We start from the raw sequence: 17142 nt of genomic DNA, 5'->3' as shown, positions 1-17142 counted from the left end.
GTCCTGATGCGCGGCCTGCCCCGCTGGGTCCTCGTCCCCGCGATGCTGGGCGCGCTGTTCGTCGTCGTGCCCGTGGCGGCGATGGTCGGGCGCGTGGAGCTCGCGCCGGGCCCGGACGGGACCGGCGGCTTCTGGGCGCTCGTGACCTCGCCGGCGGCGCTCGACGCGCTCGGCCTCTCGCTGCGCACCGCGCTTGCCGCGACGGCGTGCTGCGTGGTGCTCGGCACGCCCATGGCGCTCGTCCTCGCGCGCACCACGTTCCCCGGGCAGCGCGTCGCGCGCGCCCTCGTGCTCCTGCCGCTCGTGCTGCCGCCCGTCGTCGGCGGCATCGCGCTGCTGCACACGTTCGGGCGCCGGGGCCTGATCGGCCGGCACCTCGAGGTGCTGGGGGTCGAGGTCGCGTTCACGACGACGGCCGTCGTGCTGGCGCAGACGTTCGTCGCGCTGCCGTTCCTCGTGCTCAGCCTGGAGGGTGCGCTGCGCAGCCAGGACACGCGCCTCGAGGACGTCGCCGCGACGCTCGGCGCGCGGCCCACGACCGTCCTGCGCCGGGTCACGCTCCCCCGCGTCCTGCCGGGGCTGCTGTCCGGCGCCGTGCTCGCGTTCGCGCGCGCCCTCGGTGAGTTCGGGGCGACCCTGACGTTCGCGGGCGCGCTCCAGGGCGTCACGCAGACCCTGCCGCTCGAGATCTACCTCCAGCGCAGCGCGGACCCGGACAGCGCGGTCGCGCTGTCGTTCGTGCTCGTCGTGGTCGCGGTCCTCATCACCGCGGTCGTCCACGGGCCGCGCGCGCTCGGGGCCCCGCGCCCGCGGCGAGGCGTCCGGGGCTTCCTGCCCGACGGCGGCCCCCGCCCCCGCGCTGTCGTCTCCCCTGGCCCGCAGGCCGACCCGCCGGCCGACCGGGCCCCGGCACCCGCCGGGCCTGCGGCCCCGACGCCCCCGGCCGCGCTGACCGTGCGCGCCGTCGTGCCGGAGCGCGGGCTCGACGTGGAGCTCACCGTCGCGCCGGGCGAGGTCGTGGCGGTGCTCGGCGAGAACGGCGCGGGCAAGTCCACGCTCGTGCAGGTCGTCGCGGGCCTGCTCACGCCCGGCGAGGCCCCGGGTGCGCGCGTCGCCGTCGGGCACGACGACGTCTCGCGCCTCCCGCCGCGCCGTCGCCACCTCGCGTGGCTGAGCCAGCGCCCGCTGCTGTTCGAGCACCTGTCGGTCGAGGACGACGTCGCGTTCGGCCTCCGGTCCCGGGGCGTGCCCCGCGCTCGTGCCCGCGAGGAGGCCCGGGACGCGCTCGCCCGCGTCGGCGCGGCGGACCTCGCGCGGCGCCGCTCGACCGACCTCTCGGGCGGGCAGGCGCAGCGCGTCGCGATCGCCCGGGCGCTCGTGACCGACCCGCGCGTGCTCCTGCTCGACGAGCCGCTCGCGTCGCTCGACGTCGGCGTCGCGCAGCACGTCCGGACCGTGCTGCACCACGCGCAGCGCGAGCACCCGCGCACGACCCTGCTCGTGACGCACGACCTGCTCGACGTGCTGCTCCTCGCCGACCGCGTCGTCGTGCTGGAGGGCGGCCGCGTCGTCGAGGACGGGCCGGTGGACGCGGTGCTCACGCGCCCGCGGTCCCGGTTCGCCGCCCGTCTCGCGGGCGTCAACCTGCTCGCGGGGAGCGTCGCGCACGTCGCCGTCCCGGAGCCGGTACGGACGGTGCGCGAGCGGGCGGCGGCCGAGCCGGCGGGTGGGACGGCAGGCCCGGTGGGGGCCGCGACGGACGTCGCCCCGGACGCGGAGAGCCTCGCGCGCGAGGTGACCGTCGCCGTCGACGGCGCGGAGGTCCGCGTGCACGGGACGGCGGACGAGCCGCTCGCGGTCGGGGACGGCGCCGTGGCGGTGTTCGAGCCGCGCGCGGTCGCCGTGCACCGCACGACGCCCGAGGGCAGCCCGCGCAACGCGTACCGGGTCGTCGTGACGAGCGTCGAGCCGCACGGGCCGCTCCTGCGCGTGTGGGGACGCGCGGTGGACGACGGCCCGGGCGACCTGACCGCGGGGGCGACGACCGCCGTCGGGCAGGACGCACCGCGCCTGGCCGCGGACCTCACGCCGCGCGCGGTCGCCGAGCTCGGCCTGGTGCCGGGCGAGCGCGTCTGGTTCGTCGTCAAGGCGGCCGAGGTCCGCGTGCACCCGCGCTGAGCCCGCGGGACCGGGACGCGCCGCTCAGGCGGGGCCGGGGCGTGCCGCTCAGGCGGGGGCGGGCGGGACCCCGTCGAGCGCGGTGCGGACCTCGCCGACGATCGCGGCCATCGCGGCCTCGGCGGCCTCCGGGTCGCCGTCCGCGACCGCGCGCGCGACCGCCTCGTGCTGGTCGAGGGCCTCGGGGACGGGCGAGGCGGGCATGAGGCCCAGGTGCGTCCGGCCGCTGAGGACGGCCGCGACGACCCCCGCGAGCGCGCCGAACATCTCGTTGCCGCTCGCGCGGAGCAGGATCTCGTGGAACCGGACGTCGAGGGCGAGGAACTCCTCGAGGTCGCCCGCCTCCCCGAGCAGGCGCATGCGACCGGCCGCGGCGACGAGCTCGGCGCGCTCGGCGGGCGTGGCGTGGAGCGCGGCCCCGGCGGCGGCCAGCGGCTCGACGGCGTGCCGCAGCTCGGTGAGCGTGCGGAGCTGCGGGTCACGGCCGGGGCCCTCGAGACGCCAGCGGATGACGCGCGGGTCGAGCACGTTCCAGTCCTCGATGCCGAGCACGACGATCCCGACGCGGCGCCTCGACCGCACGAGCCCGAGCCCTTCGAGGAGCCGCATGACCTCGCGCGCGACGGTGCGCGACACCCCGAACTCGGAGCCGATCGACTCCAGGGTCAGCGGCGTGCCCGCGGGGACGTCGCCGCTGGTGATGCGACGTCCGAGCGAGTCGAGCACGGTGGTGTGCAGGACCGTCGTCGCCATGTCTCGCAGCCTAGTGGCGGCCAATGGTGCTATCAATCACTTGCCAAAGGTGCTACCAATGCCCCACAGTGGAGGCCGAGGACGACCACGACGGTCGTCACCGGGACGGCCGGGGCCCCAGGCACCGCCCCGACCGGACGCCCCCACCCGACACGGAAGTCGACACATGGACACGGACGTCAGCTCCACCGACCGGCCCGACGACGCCGGGAACGACCCCCTGCCCCAGCACCTCGTCGTGATGGGCGTGGCCGGCTCGGGCAAGACCACCGTCGCGACGCTGCTCGCGCAGCGCCTCGGCACCGAGTACGCGGAGGCCGACCGCTTCCACCCGCAGGCCAACATCGACAAGATGAGCGCCGGGACGCCGCTCACCGACGACGACCGGTGGCCCTGGCTCGAGGCGATCCGCGACTGGCTGAGCAGCGAGGCGGAGGCCGGCCGGTCCGGCGTCGTCACGTGCTCCGCGCTCAAGCGCTCCTACCGCGACCTGCTGCGCACGGCCCGCGGCGAGGTGTGCTTCGTGCACCTCACCGGCACCCCCGAGCTCCTCGCCGAGCGCATGCAGCACCGCAGCGGGCACTTCATGCCCACGTCGCTCCTGCCGTCGCAGCTCGCCACGCTCGAGCCCCTGGCCGACGACGAGCCCGGCTTCACGCTCGACGTCTCCGCCACGCCCGAGCAGGTCGTGGAGGAGATCCTCGCCCGGACCCGCCTGAGCGACGCCTCGGGCACGCGCTGAGCGACGCCTCGGGCGAGCGCTGAGCCGCGCCGCCCTCCCTGACCCTCACCCCTGCACCACGCACCACGCACCACGCACCCGACCCGACCGTCGACGGAGACACCATGCCCCCCGAGGACTGGACCCAGACCCTGACCGCCGGACCGCTGCTCGCCATCGCCGCCGGCGCGATCGCGATCCTGCTGTTCCTCATCATCAAGCTCAAGCTGCACGCCTTCGTGGCGCTCATCCTCGTCAGCCTGCTCACCGCGGTGGTCGCCGGCATCCCGACGGGGTCGATCGTCGAGGTGCTCACCGCCGGGTTCGGCTCGACGCTCGCGACCGTCGCGCTCCTCGTCGGGCTCGGCGCCATGCTCGGCAGGCTCGTCGAGACGAGCGGCGGCGCCAAGGTCATGGCCGACTTCCTCATCGAGAAGTTCGGGGAGAAGCGGGCGCCGTTCGCGCTCGGTCTCGCCTCCCTCATCTTCGGCTTCCCCATCTTCTTCGACGCCGGTCTCGTCGTCATGCTGCCGATCGTCTTCTCCGTCGGGCGTCGGCTGGGCGGCTCGCTCCTCCTCTACGGCCTGCCCGTCGCGGGTGCGTTCTCCGTCATGCACATCTACGTGCCGCCGCACCCCGGCCCCGTCGCCGCGACCGAGTTCCTCGGCGCGAACATCGGCATCGTCATCCTGCTCGGCCTCGTCGTCGCCATCCCGACGTGGTACGTCACGAGCTACCTGTTCGGCCGCTTCGCCGGACGCCGCATCGAGCTACCCATCCCCGCGATCCTCGGCGAGGCCGACGAGGACCAGCTCGAGAACCCGCCGAAGTTCGGCACCGTCGTCGCGATCCTCCTGCTCCCGCTCGTGCTCATCTTCGCCAACACGGGCCTCGACGCGCTGCGCGCGGCCGGAGCCGTCGACGGGGACAACCCCGCCGTGCAGACGCTGCGCGCCATCGGCGCGACGCCCGTCGCGCTGCTCATCACCGTGCTCGTCGCCGCCTGGGTCCTGGGCCGCCGTCGCGGCGTCTCCGGGACGGCGCTGGAGAAGACCCTCGACTCGGCGCTCGGCCCGGTGTGCTCGGTCATCCTCATCACCGGCGCGGGCGGCATGTTCGGTGGCGTCCTGCGCGCGACCGGGATCGGCGACGCGCTCGCCGACGTGCTCGGCGACCTCGGCCTGCCCGTCATCGTGGCCGGGTTCCTCATCGCGGCGATCCTCCGCGTGGCGCAGGGTTCCGCGACCGTCGCGCTGACCACCGCGGCAGGGCTCATCGCCCCGGCGGTGGAGGCCGGCGGGTTCAACGCGATCGAGCTCGCCGCGGTCGTCGTCGCCGTGGCAGCGGGCTCGGTGGTGCTCAGTCATGTGAACGACTCCGGGTTCTGGCTCGTGGGCCGGTTCTTCGACATGGACGTCAAGACGACCCTCCGCACGTGGACGGTGATGGAGACGGCCATCGGCGTCATGGGCTTCGCCATCGCGGCCCTCGTCTTCGCCGTCGCGTAGCGCGCGACGAGCGCGGCCAGGACCGCCCGGGCAGCTGCCCGGGCGGTCCTGGCGTCTCTGGACGTCAGCTCCGGTCGGTGAAGACCGGGGTGTAGGCGTCCGGGTCCGCGACCCAGGACTTCCGGCGGAAGCGCTGGAGCGACAGACCGAGCAGCGTCAGCAGCCCGGCCATCACGAGCAGACCGAGGTCACCGCCCGCGCCCGTCGTGGCGAGGGCGGTCGGGCCCGACGCCGTGACGGCGGACGCGGCGTTCGCGGTGCCGGTCGCGGCGCCGTTCGTGGAGCCCGTCCCCGTGCTCACCGGGTTGAGCACCCGGGTCACCGAGCCGCCGGTCGTCCCCGGGTCCGCAGGACCGGTCGGGTCCGTCGGGTCCGTCGGGTCCGTCGGGTCCGTCGGGTCCGTCGGGTCCGTCGGGTCCGTCGGGTCCGTCGGGTCCGTCGGGTCCGTCGGGTCCGTCGGGTCCGTCGGGTCCGTGGGGTCGGTCGGGTCGGTCGGGTCGACGGCGGCCGTCGGGCACCCCGCCGAGGCGTCGCCCAGGAGGCCCACACCCACGCCGCAGACCGTGACGGGCACGGTCACCGGCAGGCCGACGTCCAGGTCGGGCAGCGCCCCGAGGACGCCGTCCTCACCGAGCACGCCGTCCAGCACGCCGCCGTCGCCCAGCAGCCCGTCCTCGCCCAGCACGCCGTCGAGCAGACCGTCACCCGACGAGCCGCCGAGCAGGTCGTCCACGAGGCCGTCCTCGCCGAGCACGCCGTCCAGCAGGCCGTCGCCCTCACCGAGCAGACCGCCCCCGAGGAGGCCGTCGCCCAGCAGGTCGTCGACGAGGCCGTCCTCGCCGAGGACGCCGTCGAGCAGGCCCGAGCCGTCGGTGCCGGTCGAGCCGGTCCCGTCGCCCGAACCCTCGCCGGCCGTCCCGCCGCCGACCGTGGCGTCACCGCCCACACCGACGGCGACACCCGACACGTCCACCGGGACGGTCACCGGCACGTCGAGGTCCACGCCGGACGCCTCCTCGCCGGTCGAGCCGTCGGCGCCACCACCGGCCGCGGGAGCCGACGGCTGCGCCGGAGCCGGCGTCACCTCCGCGTCACCCAGGACACCGGCAGCGACTCCCGACACGTTCACCGGGACCGTCACCGGCACGTCGACGTCCACCCCGGACGCCTCCTCGCCGGTCGAGCCCTCGGCCCCACCACCGGTCGCCGGAGCCGACGGCTGCGCCGCCGGGGCCGGGGCCACCGTGGCGTCACCCAGGACGCCCGCAGCGACGCCCGACACGTCCACCGGGACCGTCACCGGCACGTCGAGGTCGACGTCCGCCGGGTCCGCCCCCGTAGCAGGAGTAGGCTCCGGCGCAGGAGCAGGCTCCGGCGCGGGCGCCGGCTCGGCCGGTGCCTGGGTCACCGCGGCGTCACCGAGGACACCGGCAGCGACACCCGACACGTCCACCGGGATCGTCACGGGTACGTCCACGTCCACGTCCGCGGGAGCCGCCGGGGCGGGCTCCCTCGTGGGCGCGGGCGCGGGAGCCGGAGCGGGCTCCGGCGCGGACGTGACGGCGGCGTCGCCCAGGGCGCCCACCGCGACGTCGGACACGGTCACGGGAACGTGCACGGGCACGTCGACCGCGACGTCGGGCAGGACCTCGGTCACCTGGCTCAGCGGAGCCTCGACCGACACGTCCAGTCCGAGATCGCCGAGGAGGTCGCCCTCGGCTGCGTGGGCCGCTCCGGCCCCGACGACCACGAGGCCGCCTGTGACGAGCGCTGTGCGCAGCGCGCGCCGGACGAAGGTGTGCATGATCGTTTCTCTTTCCTGCTCAGAAGTGGCTGGCGCACGACGGCGCCGGGTCGCGTCTGCCGCGCTCGGGGCGCGACGCGAGCCACGTCAGGCAGGAGAGACAGGAACCTCGAAGAAGGTCGAGGGGTGCTTCGACTGCGCGTCGTCCACGACGGCGGTCCAGGAGGAGAGCGCGGGGGCGTCGGCACCGCTGCCGACCGCCGCGAGCTCGCCGCCCGCCCCGGCGCGCTGCGCGCTGCCGGAGGGCGAGGGAGTGGTGCCGGGGCCGCCGTCGGAGGGGACGCCCCCGGGGCCGGTCGGCCCGTCGGAGGGCAGCGCCGAGCCCGGCGGTGCGCCGTTCGGTGCGACGTCGACCGCCGCCGTAAGGGCGCGCGCGTCCCGCGCGGCGACATCCTCGGGGCCGTCGCGGCCCGTCGCGGTGGCGGTGGGCTCGGCGGCCGCCGGCGCGGCGGGCGGGAGCACCGGGACGGCGGTCACCGACGGCGCGGCCACGGCGCCGCCCGGGTCGACCGCGCCCGGCGTCGACGGGACGCCGACCGACGGGTCGTCCGTGCCCGGGGTGCCCGTGCCGGGCGTCCCGGGGAGCAGCGGCGTCAGCGGCTCCAGCGGAGCGAGCGGGCCGGTGATCGGCCCGAGCACCGGGTCGGTCACGGGGGCCAGGACGTCGAGGACCGGCGTCAGCGCCTCCAGGACCGGGGTCACCGGGTCGAGCGCGGGCGAGACCGTCTCGAGCACAGGGTTCACCACGGGGGCGACCGCCTCGACGACGGGCGTCGCGGCCGGCACGACGACGTCGAGCGCCGGCGTCGTCACGGGCGCGACGGCGTCGGTCACCGGCTGCACGACGGGCGCCACCGGCTCCACGACCTGCTCGACCACGGGAGCGACCGGCTGGACGACCTGCTCGACCACCGGGGCGACGGGCCGCGCGACCTCCTCGACCACCGGGGCGGCAGGGGTGACGACCTTCTCCACGACCGGGGCGACGGGCTGGACCACGGGGGCGACGACGTCGCGCACGACGGGCTGGACCACGTCCTGGACGACCGGGTCGACGACGGTCTGCACCGTCGACGTGACGGGCGAGAGTGCCTTGCCGAGCCCGAGCGGGTCGTCCGCGGCGGACGCGCTGCCTGCGGTCGCGACGGCGAACGCGAGGCCGGCACCGAGACCGCCGCCGGCGACGAGCGCGCGCACGAGCCAGCGACGGGCGGCCGGTGCGCGCCTGCCCTGCGCGTCGTGCGTCGCGTCCATCGTGTGCCCCGTGGGTCGTCGGTGCAGCGAAGGGGCGGGCCGTGGGGCCCGTCCGAGGTCACGGTAGGCACGGAAGTGTGACGCTCACCACTCGACGCGCCGGATTTCACCCGACGGTTGCCCCGAACACCAGGCCGAGCGCGTACGTGGCCGCGGCCGCGCCGAACCCGATGGCGATCTGACGCAGGGCCCGCGTGAGCGGGGACGTCCCCGAGAGGAGGCCCACGGTCGCGCCCGTCGCGAGCAGCGCGATCCCGACGAGGAGCGCCGCGACCCCGACCGCGAGGAAGCCCGTCATCCCGAGGAGGTACGGCACGACCGGGATGAGCGCACCCGACGCGAAGAAGAGGAACGACGAGACCGCCGCCCCCATCGCGGTCCCGTGCGTCTCGTGCTCGTCGATGCCGGGCGGCGGCGCGATCACGGTCTGCTGGGTGTACGTGGCGAGGACGTCGGCCGCGTGCTCCTCGGCCTCGGCGGGCGCCATGCCGCGCGCCCGGTAGACGAGCGCGAGCTCGTTCGCGTCCACGTCGAGGTCGGGCAGCGCCGCCGACGCCTGCGGGCTCGGCGTCGACGCGTCGAGCAGCTCGCGCTGGGAGCGCACGGACACGTACTCCCCCGCGCCCATCGAGAGGGCCCCCGCGAGCAGTCCCGCGAGCCCCGAGAGGAGCACCGTGCTGTTCGACGCGCCGGACGCCCCGATGCCGAGGATCAGCGCGAGGTTCGACACGAGGCCGTCGTTCGCGCCGAACACCGCCGCGCGGAAGGTCCCCGACATGCGGTTGCGCCCGCGCGTCGCGAGGCCGCGCACGACCTCCTCGTGGATCCGCTCGTCGGCGGCCATCCGGGGTGTCGCGTCGGCATCGGTCGCGTACGTCGAGCGCGCCTCGGCCCGCTGGGCGAGCGCGAGCACGAACACGCCGCCGAAGCGCCGCGCGAGCCACCCGAGCGTGCGGGTGCGCCAGTCGCCGCGCAGCGGCCGTCCCGCGTCCTCGCCGAGCAGGTCGAGCCAGTGCTGCTCGTGGCGGCGCTCCGCCTCCGCGAGCGCCAGCAGGATGTCCCGCTCCTCGCCCGTCCGGCGGCTCGCGAGGTCCCGGTACACCGCGGCCTCGGCGCGCTCGTCGGCCAGGAAGCGGCGCCACCGCCGCACCTCCTGCGGGGAGGGCCGGTGCCCGACGGCGGTCGGCGGCACCGGGGTCGGCGGCACCTCGGGTGCGCCCGGACGCGCGGGGTCGGCGGGCACGCCGGAGGGCGGCTCAGGTGTGGTGGGCATGCCTCCATGATGGCGATTTTCGGGCTCGCGGTGTTGCGCGTCGCCGAACGGGCCGTGCGGGGCGCCCCCGACCGGGGTTGCGGACGACCCCAACCTCGACCCCGCGCCGGACCGCCGTCGGCTCCGCACGCCGGACCGGGCGCCCGTCGCCGTGGTTGGATCGGAGCATGACCACTGGAGAGAACGGACTGTCCCGTCCCGAGGTCGACGCCCCGGAGGGTCCCGCGCCCACCGAGCTCGTCGTCGAGGACATCACCGTGGGCGACGGCCCCGAGGCCACGCCCGGCGCGACCGTGAACGTGCACTACCTCGGCGTCGAGTACGAGACGGGCGAGGAGTTCGACGCGTCGTGGAACCGCGGCGAGTCGATCAACTTCCCGCTGCGCAGCCTCATCGCGGGCTGGCAGCAGGGCATCCCGGGCATGAAGGTCGGCGGGCGCCGCAAGCTCGTCGTGCCGCCGGAGCTCGCGTACGGCCCGGCGGGCGGCGGGCACCGCCTGTCCGGCAAGACGCTGATCTTCGTCATCGACCTGCTCGGCGTGTCCTGACCGGCGCGTCCCGAGAGCAGCGGAGGGCCCCGGTCGTCGACCGGGGCCCTCCTGTGTTCCTGGCCGAGCCGTCGCGTTGCGGGCCGGCAGTCCTAGCTCGCGGCGCCGGGGCACGGGACGAGGTCGGGGTCCGTCTCCTCGGGCGCGCCGCCCGGCACGGCGAGCGCCGCGACGGCCGTCGGGACCGGGACCGGGACCAGGCCGGTCGCCGGGGCGAGGGCCCGCTCGCGCCGCGCCGCGCGGAGCCGGACGACGGTGTCGACGAGGACGCCCAGCAGGATGCCCCCGACGACGCCCACCACGACCGCGAGCAGCGGGCTGTCGCCGATCCACGCGGCGGCGAGCGTCCCGATGACCACGGAGTACGTCGCCCACGTCACGGAGGCGACGGCGGACAGCGCCATGAACCGGCGCCGCGAGAACCCGACCGCGCCGGCGGTCACGTTGACGGCCGTGCGCCCGACGGGGACGAACCGCGCCCCGAGCACGACGGACGCGCCCCGCCGGTCGAGCGACCGCGTGGCCCACTCGACCGCGCGCCGCCCGCGCGCGCCCCGCAGGGCGGGCAGGGCACGGGTGCCGAGCGCGCGCCCCAGGGCGTAGGCGAGCTGGTCGCCGCACCAGGCGCCGAGCGCGGCGACCGCGAGCACGATCCCCCACGCGACCCCGCCGCCCGACTGCGCCGCGACGGCGAGCATGACGATCACCGTCTCGCCCGGGATCGGCGGGAAGAACCCGTCGCCGGCGGTCGTCGCGAAGAGCACGGGGAGCGCCCACGCAGAGTCCACGAGCGCGAGCAGCCACGACTCGACCTGTCCCCACAGCTCCACGACCCACGCGACCATGCGTCCCAGCCTCGACGGCGCCGCCCCGCCGCACCATGGGGTATCCCCCCGGTTCTCCCCTGAGGCGACCCCGAGCCCGCATCCTGGAGGGGCGGCGTCGGACACGTGCACCACGACCCTCCCGGGCGGGGGACAATGGCGCCGACGCATTCGCCTCCCCGCGCCGCAGCCGGCGGGCGGGGTCGTCCGTGATCGAGGAGCGCTGTGATCACTGTCAGCACCGACGGCTCGTGCCTGAGCAACCCGGGCGGAGCCATCGGGTGGGCGTGGATCAACCACGACGGCACGTTCGACTCCGGCGGCGCCGTGAGCGGGACCAACCAGGTCGCCGAGCTCACCGCGCTGCTCCAGGCGGTGCGCGCCCACCCGGGCGCGGAGCCGCTGCTCATCGAGTCCGACTCGCAGTACGCGATCAAGTGCGCGTCCGAGTGGGTGGTCGCCTGGAAGCGCAAGGGGTGGCGGACGGCGGGCGGCCAGCCCGTGAAGAACCTCGAGCTCGTCCAGGCGATCGACCGGGTCATCGCCGAGCGCGCGGGGCCCGTCCGCTTCCGCTGGGTGCGCGGCCACGTGGGCGACCCGTTCAACGAGCGCGCGGACCAGCTCGCGGGCCTCGCCGCCCAGGACTGGGCCGCGGGCCGCGGTGACCTCGACGGCACGCTCGTACCCGAGCTCGGGGACCCGACCCGGTCGCCGGGCCGCGTGCCCGCACCGGCTGCGGCCGACCGGGGGGCACCCGCGCCCCGTCAGGCCGCGCCCGAGCCGGCGTGGGACATGGACACCCTCTTCGACTGACCCGTCCCGCCGAGCACGACCCTGCACCGGGTCGAGCACGACCTTGCTCTCGTGAACGGGCTGCTACCGCCAGCAACGTCGTGCTCGACGGCCGGGTGCTGGAGAGCGGCGAGGGCGGCGGGGTCGGGCGTCGGCGGCGGGTGCGACCATGGACGGGTGACCGTCCTGCCGAGCACGGGCTGCGCGCCCGCCGAGCGCACGATCGGCGACCTCACGCAGCCCGGGCCGACGGCGGAGGCCCGCCCGACGACGCAGGCCGGCCCGACGACGCAGGCCGGCCCTCCGGCGCGACCTGGTGCGACGACGCAGCCCGGCGCGCCGCTCGCGCGGCGCTTCCGGTCGGGGCGGCCGCTCGACCTGCACCTCACGCTCGACCGGCTCGCGCGCGGCCCCTACGACCCGACGTTCCGCCGCACGCCGTCCGGCGACGTGTGGCGGACGACCCGCGCGGAGAGCGGGCCCGCGGCGTACCGGCTGGTGCAGACCGGACCGTGCGACGTCGTCGGGCACGCGTGGGGGCCGGGCGCCGCGGAGGTGCTCGACGACCTGCCCCGCCTGCTCGGCGAGGACGACGACGACACGGGCTTCGCCCCGCCCGCCGTGCTGCGCGACGCCCACCGCCGCAGCCCCGGCCTGCGGATCCCGCGCACAGGGCGCGTGCTGGAGGCCCTCGTGCCGGCGATCCTCGAGCAGCGCGTGCAGTCCGTCGCGGCGTGGCGCTCGTGGAGCTGGCTCCTGCGTCGGCACGGCGAGCGCGCCCCGGGGCCCGCGGGCGACGCCGGGATGCTCGTCGTGCCCGACGCGGCCACCTGGACGCGCGTCCCCACCTGGGACTGGCACCGCGCGAACGTCGACCCGGGCCGAGCCCGGACGGTCGTCGCGGCGGCGCGCGTCGCCCGACGCCTCGAGGAGTGCGACCGCCTGCGCGACGTCCAGGGCGCTCCGGCCGCGCACGCGCGGCTGCAGGTCGTGCCCGGCGTGGGCGTGTGGACGGCGGCCGAGGTCGCGCAGCGGGCGCTGGGCGACGCGGACGCCGTGTCCGTGGGCGACTACCACCTGGCGAAGGCGGTGGGGTGGGCGCTCGTGGGCGAGCGCGTCGACGACGAGCGCATGCTCGAGCTGCTCGCGCCGTACGCGCCGCACCGCTACCGCGTGGTGCGGCTCCTCGAGGTCTCCGGCCGGGCGCAGGCCCCGCGGCGCGGCCCACGCCTCTCGATCCAGGACCACCGCCGCAACTGACCGGCCCCCGCCCCACGCTGGGTGCAGGAAAAAGTCGCCGGAACGTTCCGTTCCGGCGACTCTTTCACGCACTCACGGCTACTCGGGGAGCGCGCACGACCCGTCGACGCACACCGCGGCGTCGTCGGCGCCCACGAGCGTGAGGCCCGGCGCGGGCTCACGGTGCGGGGCGGCGGCGTCCGCGGCGCTCACGGTCATGAGCGTCGTGCGGCGCGGGTTCGCGATGGAGTGGTAGAGGTTCGTGGTGGTGTCCGTCATCTGAGGCCTCCTCGTGGGATTCACGGGCGCCGGTGCACGTGTGGGCCGGCGTCGGTGCGGGCTGCGTCCAGTCTGGGTGATACCGAGTCGCAGTTCCACCGCACCGGGTGTGAGATGCGTCGCTTCCACGCCGCATCCCGATGTGGTCCGGGACGCCGCGGCTCAGGCCGCGTCACGCTCCGCGACCGCCTGCTGCAGCACCTGGACGAACACCGCCGGGTCCTGCGCACCCGAGACGCCGTACCGTCCGTCGACCACGAAGAACGGCACGCCGTTGATCCCGTAGGCGCGCGCCTGGTCGATGTCGGCCTGGACGTCGTCGGCCCAGCGCCCGTCCTCGAGCGCCGCGACGACCTCGGCGCGGTCGAGCCCGACCTCGGCCGCGAGGTCCGCGAGCTCCTCGACCCGGCCGACGTGACGACCCTCCTCGAAGTACGCCTTGAGCAGCCGCTCCTTCATCTCGACCTGCTTGCCGTGCGCCTTCGCGTGGTGGAGCAGCTCGTGGGCCGTGAGCGTCTTGGTGTGCTGGAGCGCGTCGAAGTCGTAGCGCAGCCCCTCGGCCGCGGCGAGCTGCGTCATCTGCCCGAGCATCTGCTCGACCTGGGCGCGCGGCATGCCCTTGTGCCCGGCGAGGAAGTCCACCTCGGTGCCGTCGAAGTCGACGGGCGTGTCGGGCGCGAGCTCGAACGAGTGGTACTCGATGTCGACCTGCGGCCCGTCACCCGACTCCGCGAGGCGGCCGAGCGCCGTCTCGAGGCGTCGCTTGCCGACGTAGCACCAGGGGCACGCGACGTCGGACCAGATGTCGATCTTCACCGTGGGGGCGGCGGCGTCCGTCGGCGCCGGGCTGTTCGTGGTCATGTGACGCTTCAACCATCTGGGCGGCCGCGCGATTCCCGCGGCGGGCGATCAGTCCGTGCCGTGCGTCGCGCGGTACAGGTCCTGGAGCACCATGATCTCGGCCCCGTGGTGCACGAGCTCGCGGTTCATGTGCGCGACGAGGTGGGCGAACGGTGCCTGCGCGTCGATCTCCGTCGCCTGGCCGAGCCCGACCGTGAACGCTCCGTCCTCGGGCAGGCCGTCGACGCCCGCGCGCCACCGCTCGACCTCGTGCCGCAGCCCGTCGACGGCGGGCCCGACCTCCCCCGAGAAGGTCACCGCGTCCCGGCGCCGCTCGTGCGGCCCGAACGTCCACTCCCAGCGCTCGAAGAACGCCTCGGTGAGGTGCGCGACGAGCCACGCCACCGTGCGCGGCTGCGGCGAGTCCGGACCCTCCGGCCACTCCATCACCCACTCGCCCGCACCGAGCGTGCGCGGCGTGCGCTCCGACCCCCGCCGCACGACCCGCAGCGCGTCCGGGCCCGGCTCCCAATCGAGCTCCGCCTGCGTCAGCGTCGCGAGCCGGTCGCTCAGCTCGAGCCACGAGAAGCCGAGCTGTCCCCGCACGACGGCGAGCGCCGTCGGCACCGTGAGGATCGACCAGTCGAACTCCGGGCTGCCGTACGCGGTCTGCCCGTCCGCCGTCTCGTGCACCATCGCGGTTCCTCCCCCGGACCGGCGCGTCGGCGTCCCGCCGCGGCGCGGTCGCCGACGTCCTCGTCCGCGCGGTCGTCCCGACCACGCGTCCGGCCACCCTGCCGGGCCCCGCCAGACGTGTCAACGGGTGCCGCACCCACGGACCGCACCGCCGTGGTGCTGCGCGAGAATGGGGAGGCCCGCCCGTCCCCCAGGCCCGGAGTCCTCGTGCGCGTCCGCCCCCGTACCGTCCTGCTCGTCGCCACCGGGTTCGCCGTCGTCCTGCTCGGCGCGCTCGTCGTCTTCCTCACGGTGAACGGTCTCGACGGCATCCCCGACTGACCCGACCGCGCCCGCCGGTCGAGGCCCGGCACCGCCCGGCAGGGCTGTCGCCGCGCGCCGTCCGCGCGCCGGGGTGATCCTGCTGAGGAACCCCCGCGCAGGAAGGCCGCCCCGTGACCCCGACCGTCCCCTCCCCCGACCCGCAGCTCGTCCTCGTCCGCCACGGCGAGACGGAGTGGAGCGCGAGCGGGCGCCACACGGGCCGCTCGGACGTCCCGCTCACCGTCGCCGGCGAGCAGCAGGCCGTCGCGGCCGGCGTGTGGCTCCAGGGGTGGGCCGACCGCCGGGGGCGGCGCCCCGCCGTCGTGCTCACGAGCCCCCGGGAGCGGGCGCGCCGGACCGCCGACCTCGCGGGCTTCCCCGCCGCCACGACCGACGACAACCTGGCCGAGTGGGACTACGGGCCCGTCGAGGGGCGCACGTCGGTCGCGGTCGGGGAGCAGCTCGGGCGCGAGTGGCTGCTCTTCCGCGACGGCGTGAACGTCCTCGCGGCGCCGGACGGGCACCGCGGCGAGGAGCTCGACGAGGTGGCGGCGCGGGCCGCCCGGGTGCTCGGGCGCGTCGAGCCGACGCTCCAGGACGGCGACGACGTGGTGCTGTTCGCGCACGGCCACCTGCTCCGCGTCCTCGCGACGGTTTGGCTCGGGCTCGACCCGGCCCTGGGCGCGCGGTTCGAGCTCGGCACCGCGGCGATCTGCCTCCTTGGCTACGGGCACGGGCTGCGCACGGTCGAGGGCTGGAACCTGGCCGCGCAGGGGTAGTGCGGGTGGCACGATGCTGCCCATGGGACTGAGCGAGAAGCACCTCACCGAGGGCGAGCACGTCGTCATGGAGCTCAAGGAGCACGCCAAGGCGCTGTTCTGGCCGTTCGTGCTGCTGCTCGTGCTGGTCGCCGCCGTCGTGGTCACGGTCCTGCTCGTGCCGAACGACGTCGTCCGGTGGGTCGTGGCGGGTCTCGCGCTGGTCGCGGCGGTGGTCTGGGTGTTCGTGCCGTGGCTGCGCTGGCGCACCACGGAGTACACGGTGACGAACAAGCGCATCGCCATGCGCTCGGGGATCATCACGCGCACCGGCCGCGACATCCCGCTCTACCGGATCAACGACGTCAACTACGAGAAGGGCCCGATCGACCGGATCTTCGGCTGCGGCACCCTCGTCATCTCGGACGCGACCGACAAGCCCGGGCTGAACCTCCACGACGTGCCGGACGTCGAGAACGTCCAGGTGCGCCTGCACGACCTGCTCTTCACCGCCGACGACGGCTCCGACGACGGCGAGTGGCCGCCGAACGAGCCGCCCCGCGGCCGGCGCGGCCCGCGCATCCCCCGCGCGGAGCGCTGACGCTCAGTCCTCGATCCGGCGTCCGGCCGCGATCTCGGCGCGGGCGCGCAGCTCGTCCGTGAGCGTGACGTCGCCCTCGAGGTGGGCGGCGAGGAGGCGGCGCGCGAGCCCGGCCGCGCGCTCGGGGTCCGCGCCGCGCCCGTTCCAGGCGCCGAACCAGTCGGCGAGCGTCACCCCGTGCTCGGGCCGGTAGCAGACCGTCACCGCGTCGCCCGCGCGCAGCTCGCCGTGCTGCACGACGCGCAGGTACGCGCCGGTGCGGTTCGCGACCGTGAAGCGCTTGACCCACCGGTCCTCGCCGAGGCGGCGCGCGAACGTCGAGCAGGGCGTGCGCGGCTGGGTGACCTCGAGGAGCGCGGTGCCCACGGCCCAGCGCTCGCCGACGACGGCCTCCGTGACCGGGATGCCCTCCACGCGCAGGTTCTCGCCGAACAGGCCCGGCGGGACGTCGCGACCGAGCTCGCCGGCCCACCAGTCCGCGTCGTCCTGCCCGTACGCGTACACCGCCTGCTCCTCGCCGCCGTGGTTCGCGCGGTCGGCCTGCAGGTCCGCGTAGAGCCCGAGCCGGCGCACCTTCACCGGTCCGGTGACGGGACGCTTGTCGATCGCCGTGACGCCGACGGGCCCCGCGTCCGGCAGGAGGGCGTGCACGCGGCACACCGCGAGGATCTCGCCCGTGGGGGCGCTGGAGGCGAGGTCCGTGACGGGTGCGGTCCCGGTGGTCACGGCGGCTGCGGTGGACATCCCTCGATTCTCGCAGGGTCGGCCCCG

The 17142-nt window shown here is 76.0% G+C and carries 17 protein-coding genes; 8 read left to right on the top strand and 9 right to left on the bottom strand.

Going from position 1 to position 17142, the window contains the following annotated elements:
* The first annotated feature begins 6 nt into the window (after positions 1–6).
* On the top strand, positions 7–2178 hold the full coding sequence (locus ACPCUX_RS06295; RefSeq protein WP_423388392.1) for an ABC transporter permease: 2172 nt from the start codon (positions 7–9) through the stop codon (positions 2176–2178).
* Between the two features lie 48 nt (positions 2179–2226).
* Here the strand turns inward: ACPCUX_RS06295 and ACPCUX_RS06290 are convergent, their stop codons facing one another.
* Positions 2227–2931 carry a FadR/GntR family transcriptional regulator gene (locus ACPCUX_RS06290; protein WP_128957716.1) on the bottom strand — a complete coding sequence of 235 codons (705 nt, stop codon included), beginning with the start codon at positions 2929–2931 and terminating at the stop codon, positions 2227–2229.
* A gap of 166 nt (positions 2932–3097) precedes the next feature.
* Between ACPCUX_RS06290 and ACPCUX_RS06285 the strand changes: the two genes are divergently transcribed.
* Both ACPCUX_RS06285 and ACPCUX_RS06280 read left to right on the top strand, forming a co-directional pair.
* Complete coding sequence (locus ACPCUX_RS06285) at positions 3098–3673, top strand: gluconokinase (protein WP_423388391.1); 576 nt, start codon at positions 3098–3100, stop codon at positions 3671–3673.
* A gap of 104 nt (positions 3674–3777) precedes the next feature.
* Positions 3778–5160, top strand: coding sequence for a GntP family permease (locus ACPCUX_RS06280; RefSeq protein WP_034655363.1), 1383 nt, complete (start codon positions 3778–3780; stop codon positions 5158–5160).
* 64 nt (positions 5161–5224) lie between these two features.
* On the opposite strand, the gene ACPCUX_RS06275 is transcribed toward ACPCUX_RS06280, so the two are convergent.
* The 3 genes from ACPCUX_RS06275 to ACPCUX_RS06265 all read right to left on the bottom strand — a co-directional run bounded on the left by ACPCUX_RS06275 (position 5225) and on the right by ACPCUX_RS06265 (position 9491).
* Entirely contained in the window at positions 5225–6964 is a 1740-nt protein-coding gene (locus ACPCUX_RS06275; protein WP_423388390.1) for a hypothetical protein, read from the bottom strand.
* 87 nt (positions 6965–7051) lie between these two features.
* The gene (locus tag ACPCUX_RS06270; protein WP_423388389.1) at positions 7052–8218 is read right to left on the bottom strand and encodes a hypothetical protein; all 1167 of its coding nucleotides are present in this window, start codon (positions 8216–8218) and stop codon (positions 7052–7054) included.
* Positions 8219–8324: 106 nt separating this feature from the next.
* Positions 8325–9491: a VIT1/CCC1 transporter family protein gene (locus ACPCUX_RS06265; RefSeq protein ID WP_163188763.1), complete on the bottom strand. Its 1167-nt coding sequence runs from the start codon at positions 9489–9491 to the stop codon at positions 8325–8327.
* A gap of 167 nt (positions 9492–9658) precedes the next feature.
* On the opposite strand from ACPCUX_RS06265, the gene ACPCUX_RS06260 reads away from it, so the two are divergent.
* Positions 9659–10039, top strand: a complete 381-nt coding sequence (locus ACPCUX_RS06260; RefSeq protein WP_043659735.1) for an FKBP-type peptidyl-prolyl cis-trans isomerase — start codon at positions 9659–9661, stop codon at positions 10037–10039.
* Between the two features lie 92 nt (positions 10040–10131).
* Here the strand turns inward: ACPCUX_RS06260 and ACPCUX_RS06255 are convergent, their stop codons facing one another.
* Entirely contained in the window at positions 10132–10884 is a 753-nt protein-coding gene (locus ACPCUX_RS06255; RefSeq protein ID WP_423388388.1) for a DedA family protein, read from the bottom strand.
* Between the two features lie 204 nt (positions 10885–11088).
* Here ACPCUX_RS06255 and ACPCUX_RS06250 point away from each other — a divergent pair, with 204 nt between their 5' ends.
* Both ACPCUX_RS06250 and ACPCUX_RS06245 read left to right on the top strand, forming a co-directional pair.
* On the top strand, positions 11089–11676 hold the full coding sequence (locus tag ACPCUX_RS06250; RefSeq protein ID WP_076404413.1) for a ribonuclease H family protein: 588 nt from the start codon (positions 11089–11091) through the stop codon (positions 11674–11676).
* A 156-nt stretch (positions 11677–11832) separates the two neighbouring features.
* The gene (locus ACPCUX_RS06245) at positions 11833–12915 is read left to right on the top strand and encodes a DNA-3-methyladenine glycosylase family protein (RefSeq protein ID WP_423388387.1); all 1083 of its coding nucleotides are present in this window, start codon (positions 11833–11835) and stop codon (positions 12913–12915) included.
* Positions 12916–12993: 78 nt separating this feature from the next.
* Here ACPCUX_RS06245 and ACPCUX_RS06240 read toward each other — a convergent pair whose 3' ends face one another.
* The 3 genes from ACPCUX_RS06240 to ACPCUX_RS06230 form a co-directional block, all read right to left on the bottom strand.
* Positions 12994–13173, bottom strand: a complete 180-nt coding sequence (locus tag ACPCUX_RS06240) for a hypothetical protein (RefSeq protein WP_021483013.1) — start codon at positions 13171–13173, stop codon at positions 12994–12996.
* 162 nt (positions 13174–13335) lie between these two features.
* The gene (locus ACPCUX_RS06235) at positions 13336–14034 is read right to left on the bottom strand and encodes a DsbA family oxidoreductase (protein WP_021483014.1); all 699 of its coding nucleotides are present in this window, start codon (positions 14032–14034) and stop codon (positions 13336–13338) included.
* Positions 14035–14082: 48 nt separating this feature from the next.
* On the bottom strand, positions 14083–14709 hold the full coding sequence (locus ACPCUX_RS06230; RefSeq protein ID WP_423388386.1) for a DinB family protein: 627 nt from the start codon (positions 14707–14709) through the stop codon (positions 14083–14085).
* Between the two features lie 434 nt (positions 14710–15143).
* On the opposite strand from ACPCUX_RS06230, the gene ACPCUX_RS06225 reads away from it, so the two are divergent.
* Both ACPCUX_RS06225 and ACPCUX_RS06220 read left to right on the top strand, forming a co-directional pair.
* Positions 15144–15791, top strand: coding sequence for a histidine phosphatase family protein (locus ACPCUX_RS06225; protein ID WP_423388385.1), 648 nt, complete (start codon positions 15144–15146; stop codon positions 15789–15791).
* A gap of 22 nt (positions 15792–15813) precedes the next feature.
* Positions 15814–16371 carry a PH domain-containing protein gene (locus ACPCUX_RS06220; protein WP_043659328.1) on the top strand — a complete coding sequence of 186 codons (558 nt, stop codon included), beginning with the start codon at positions 15814–15816 and terminating at the stop codon, positions 16369–16371.
* A 3-nt stretch (positions 16372–16374) separates the two neighbouring features.
* On the opposite strand, the gene ACPCUX_RS06215 is transcribed toward ACPCUX_RS06220, so the two are convergent.
* The gene (locus ACPCUX_RS06215) at positions 16375–17115 is read right to left on the bottom strand and encodes an MOSC domain-containing protein (protein WP_081600313.1); all 741 of its coding nucleotides are present in this window, start codon (positions 17113–17115) and stop codon (positions 16375–16377) included.
* Positions 17116–17142: the final 27 nt, after the last annotated feature.

It is taken from the genome of Cellulosimicrobium sp. AB352 (assembly GCF_049538415.1).
In the GTDB taxonomy this organism is placed as follows: Bacteria; Actinomycetota; Actinomycetes; order Actinomycetales; family Cellulomonadaceae; genus Cellulosimicrobium; species Cellulosimicrobium funkei.
This window is presented reverse-complemented; position numbering and strand designations above follow the sequence as displayed.

Excerpts from the sequence above, each read along its gene's own strand:
- ACPCUX_RS06295 (WP_423388392.1), top strand. The coding sequence starts at position 7 with ATGCGCGGCCTGCCCCGCTGGGTCCTCGTCCCCGCGATGCTGGGCGCG.
- ACPCUX_RS06290 (WP_128957716.1), bottom strand. The coding sequence starts at position 2,931 with ATGGCGACGACGGTCCTGCACACCACCGTGCTCGACTCGCTCGGACGT.
- ACPCUX_RS06285 (WP_423388391.1), top strand. The coding sequence starts at position 3,098 with ATGGACACGGACGTCAGCTCCACCGACCGGCCCGACGACGCCGGGAAC.
- ACPCUX_RS06280 (WP_034655363.1), top strand. The coding sequence starts at position 3,778 with ATGCCCCCCGAGGACTGGACCCAGACCCTGACCGCCGGACCGCTGCTC.
- ACPCUX_RS06275 (WP_423388390.1), bottom strand. The coding sequence starts at position 6,964 with ATGCACACCTTCGTCCGGCGCGCGCTGCGCACAGCGCTCGTCACAGGC.
- ACPCUX_RS06270 (WP_423388389.1), bottom strand. The coding sequence starts at position 8,218 with ATGGACGCGACGCACGACGCGCAGGGCAGGCGCGCACCGGCCGCCCGT.
- ACPCUX_RS06265 (WP_163188763.1), bottom strand. The coding sequence starts at position 9,491 with ATGCCCACCACACCTGAGCCGCCCTCCGGCGTGCCCGCCGACCCCGCG.
- ACPCUX_RS06260 (WP_043659735.1), top strand. The coding sequence starts at position 9,659 with ATGACCACTGGAGAGAACGGACTGTCCCGTCCCGAGGTCGACGCCCCG.
- ACPCUX_RS06255 (WP_423388388.1), bottom strand. The coding sequence starts at position 10,884 with ATGGTCGCGTGGGTCGTGGAGCTGTGGGGACAGGTCGAGTCGTGGCTG.
- ACPCUX_RS06240 (WP_021483013.1), bottom strand. The coding sequence starts at position 13,173 with ATGACGGACACCACCACGAACCTCTACCACTCCATCGCGAACCCGCGC.
- ACPCUX_RS06235 (WP_021483014.1), bottom strand. The coding sequence starts at position 14,034 with ATGACCACGAACAGCCCGGCGCCGACGGACGCCGCCGCCCCCACGGTG.
- ACPCUX_RS06230 (WP_423388386.1), bottom strand. The coding sequence starts at position 14,709 with ATGGTGCACGAGACGGCGGACGGGCAGACCGCGTACGGCAGCCCGGAG.
- ACPCUX_RS06220 (WP_043659328.1), top strand. The coding sequence starts at position 15,814 with ATGGGACTGAGCGAGAAGCACCTCACCGAGGGCGAGCACGTCGTCATG.
- ACPCUX_RS06215 (WP_081600313.1), bottom strand. The coding sequence starts at position 17,115 with ATGTCCACCGCAGCCGCCGTGACCACCGGGACCGCACCCGTCACGGAC.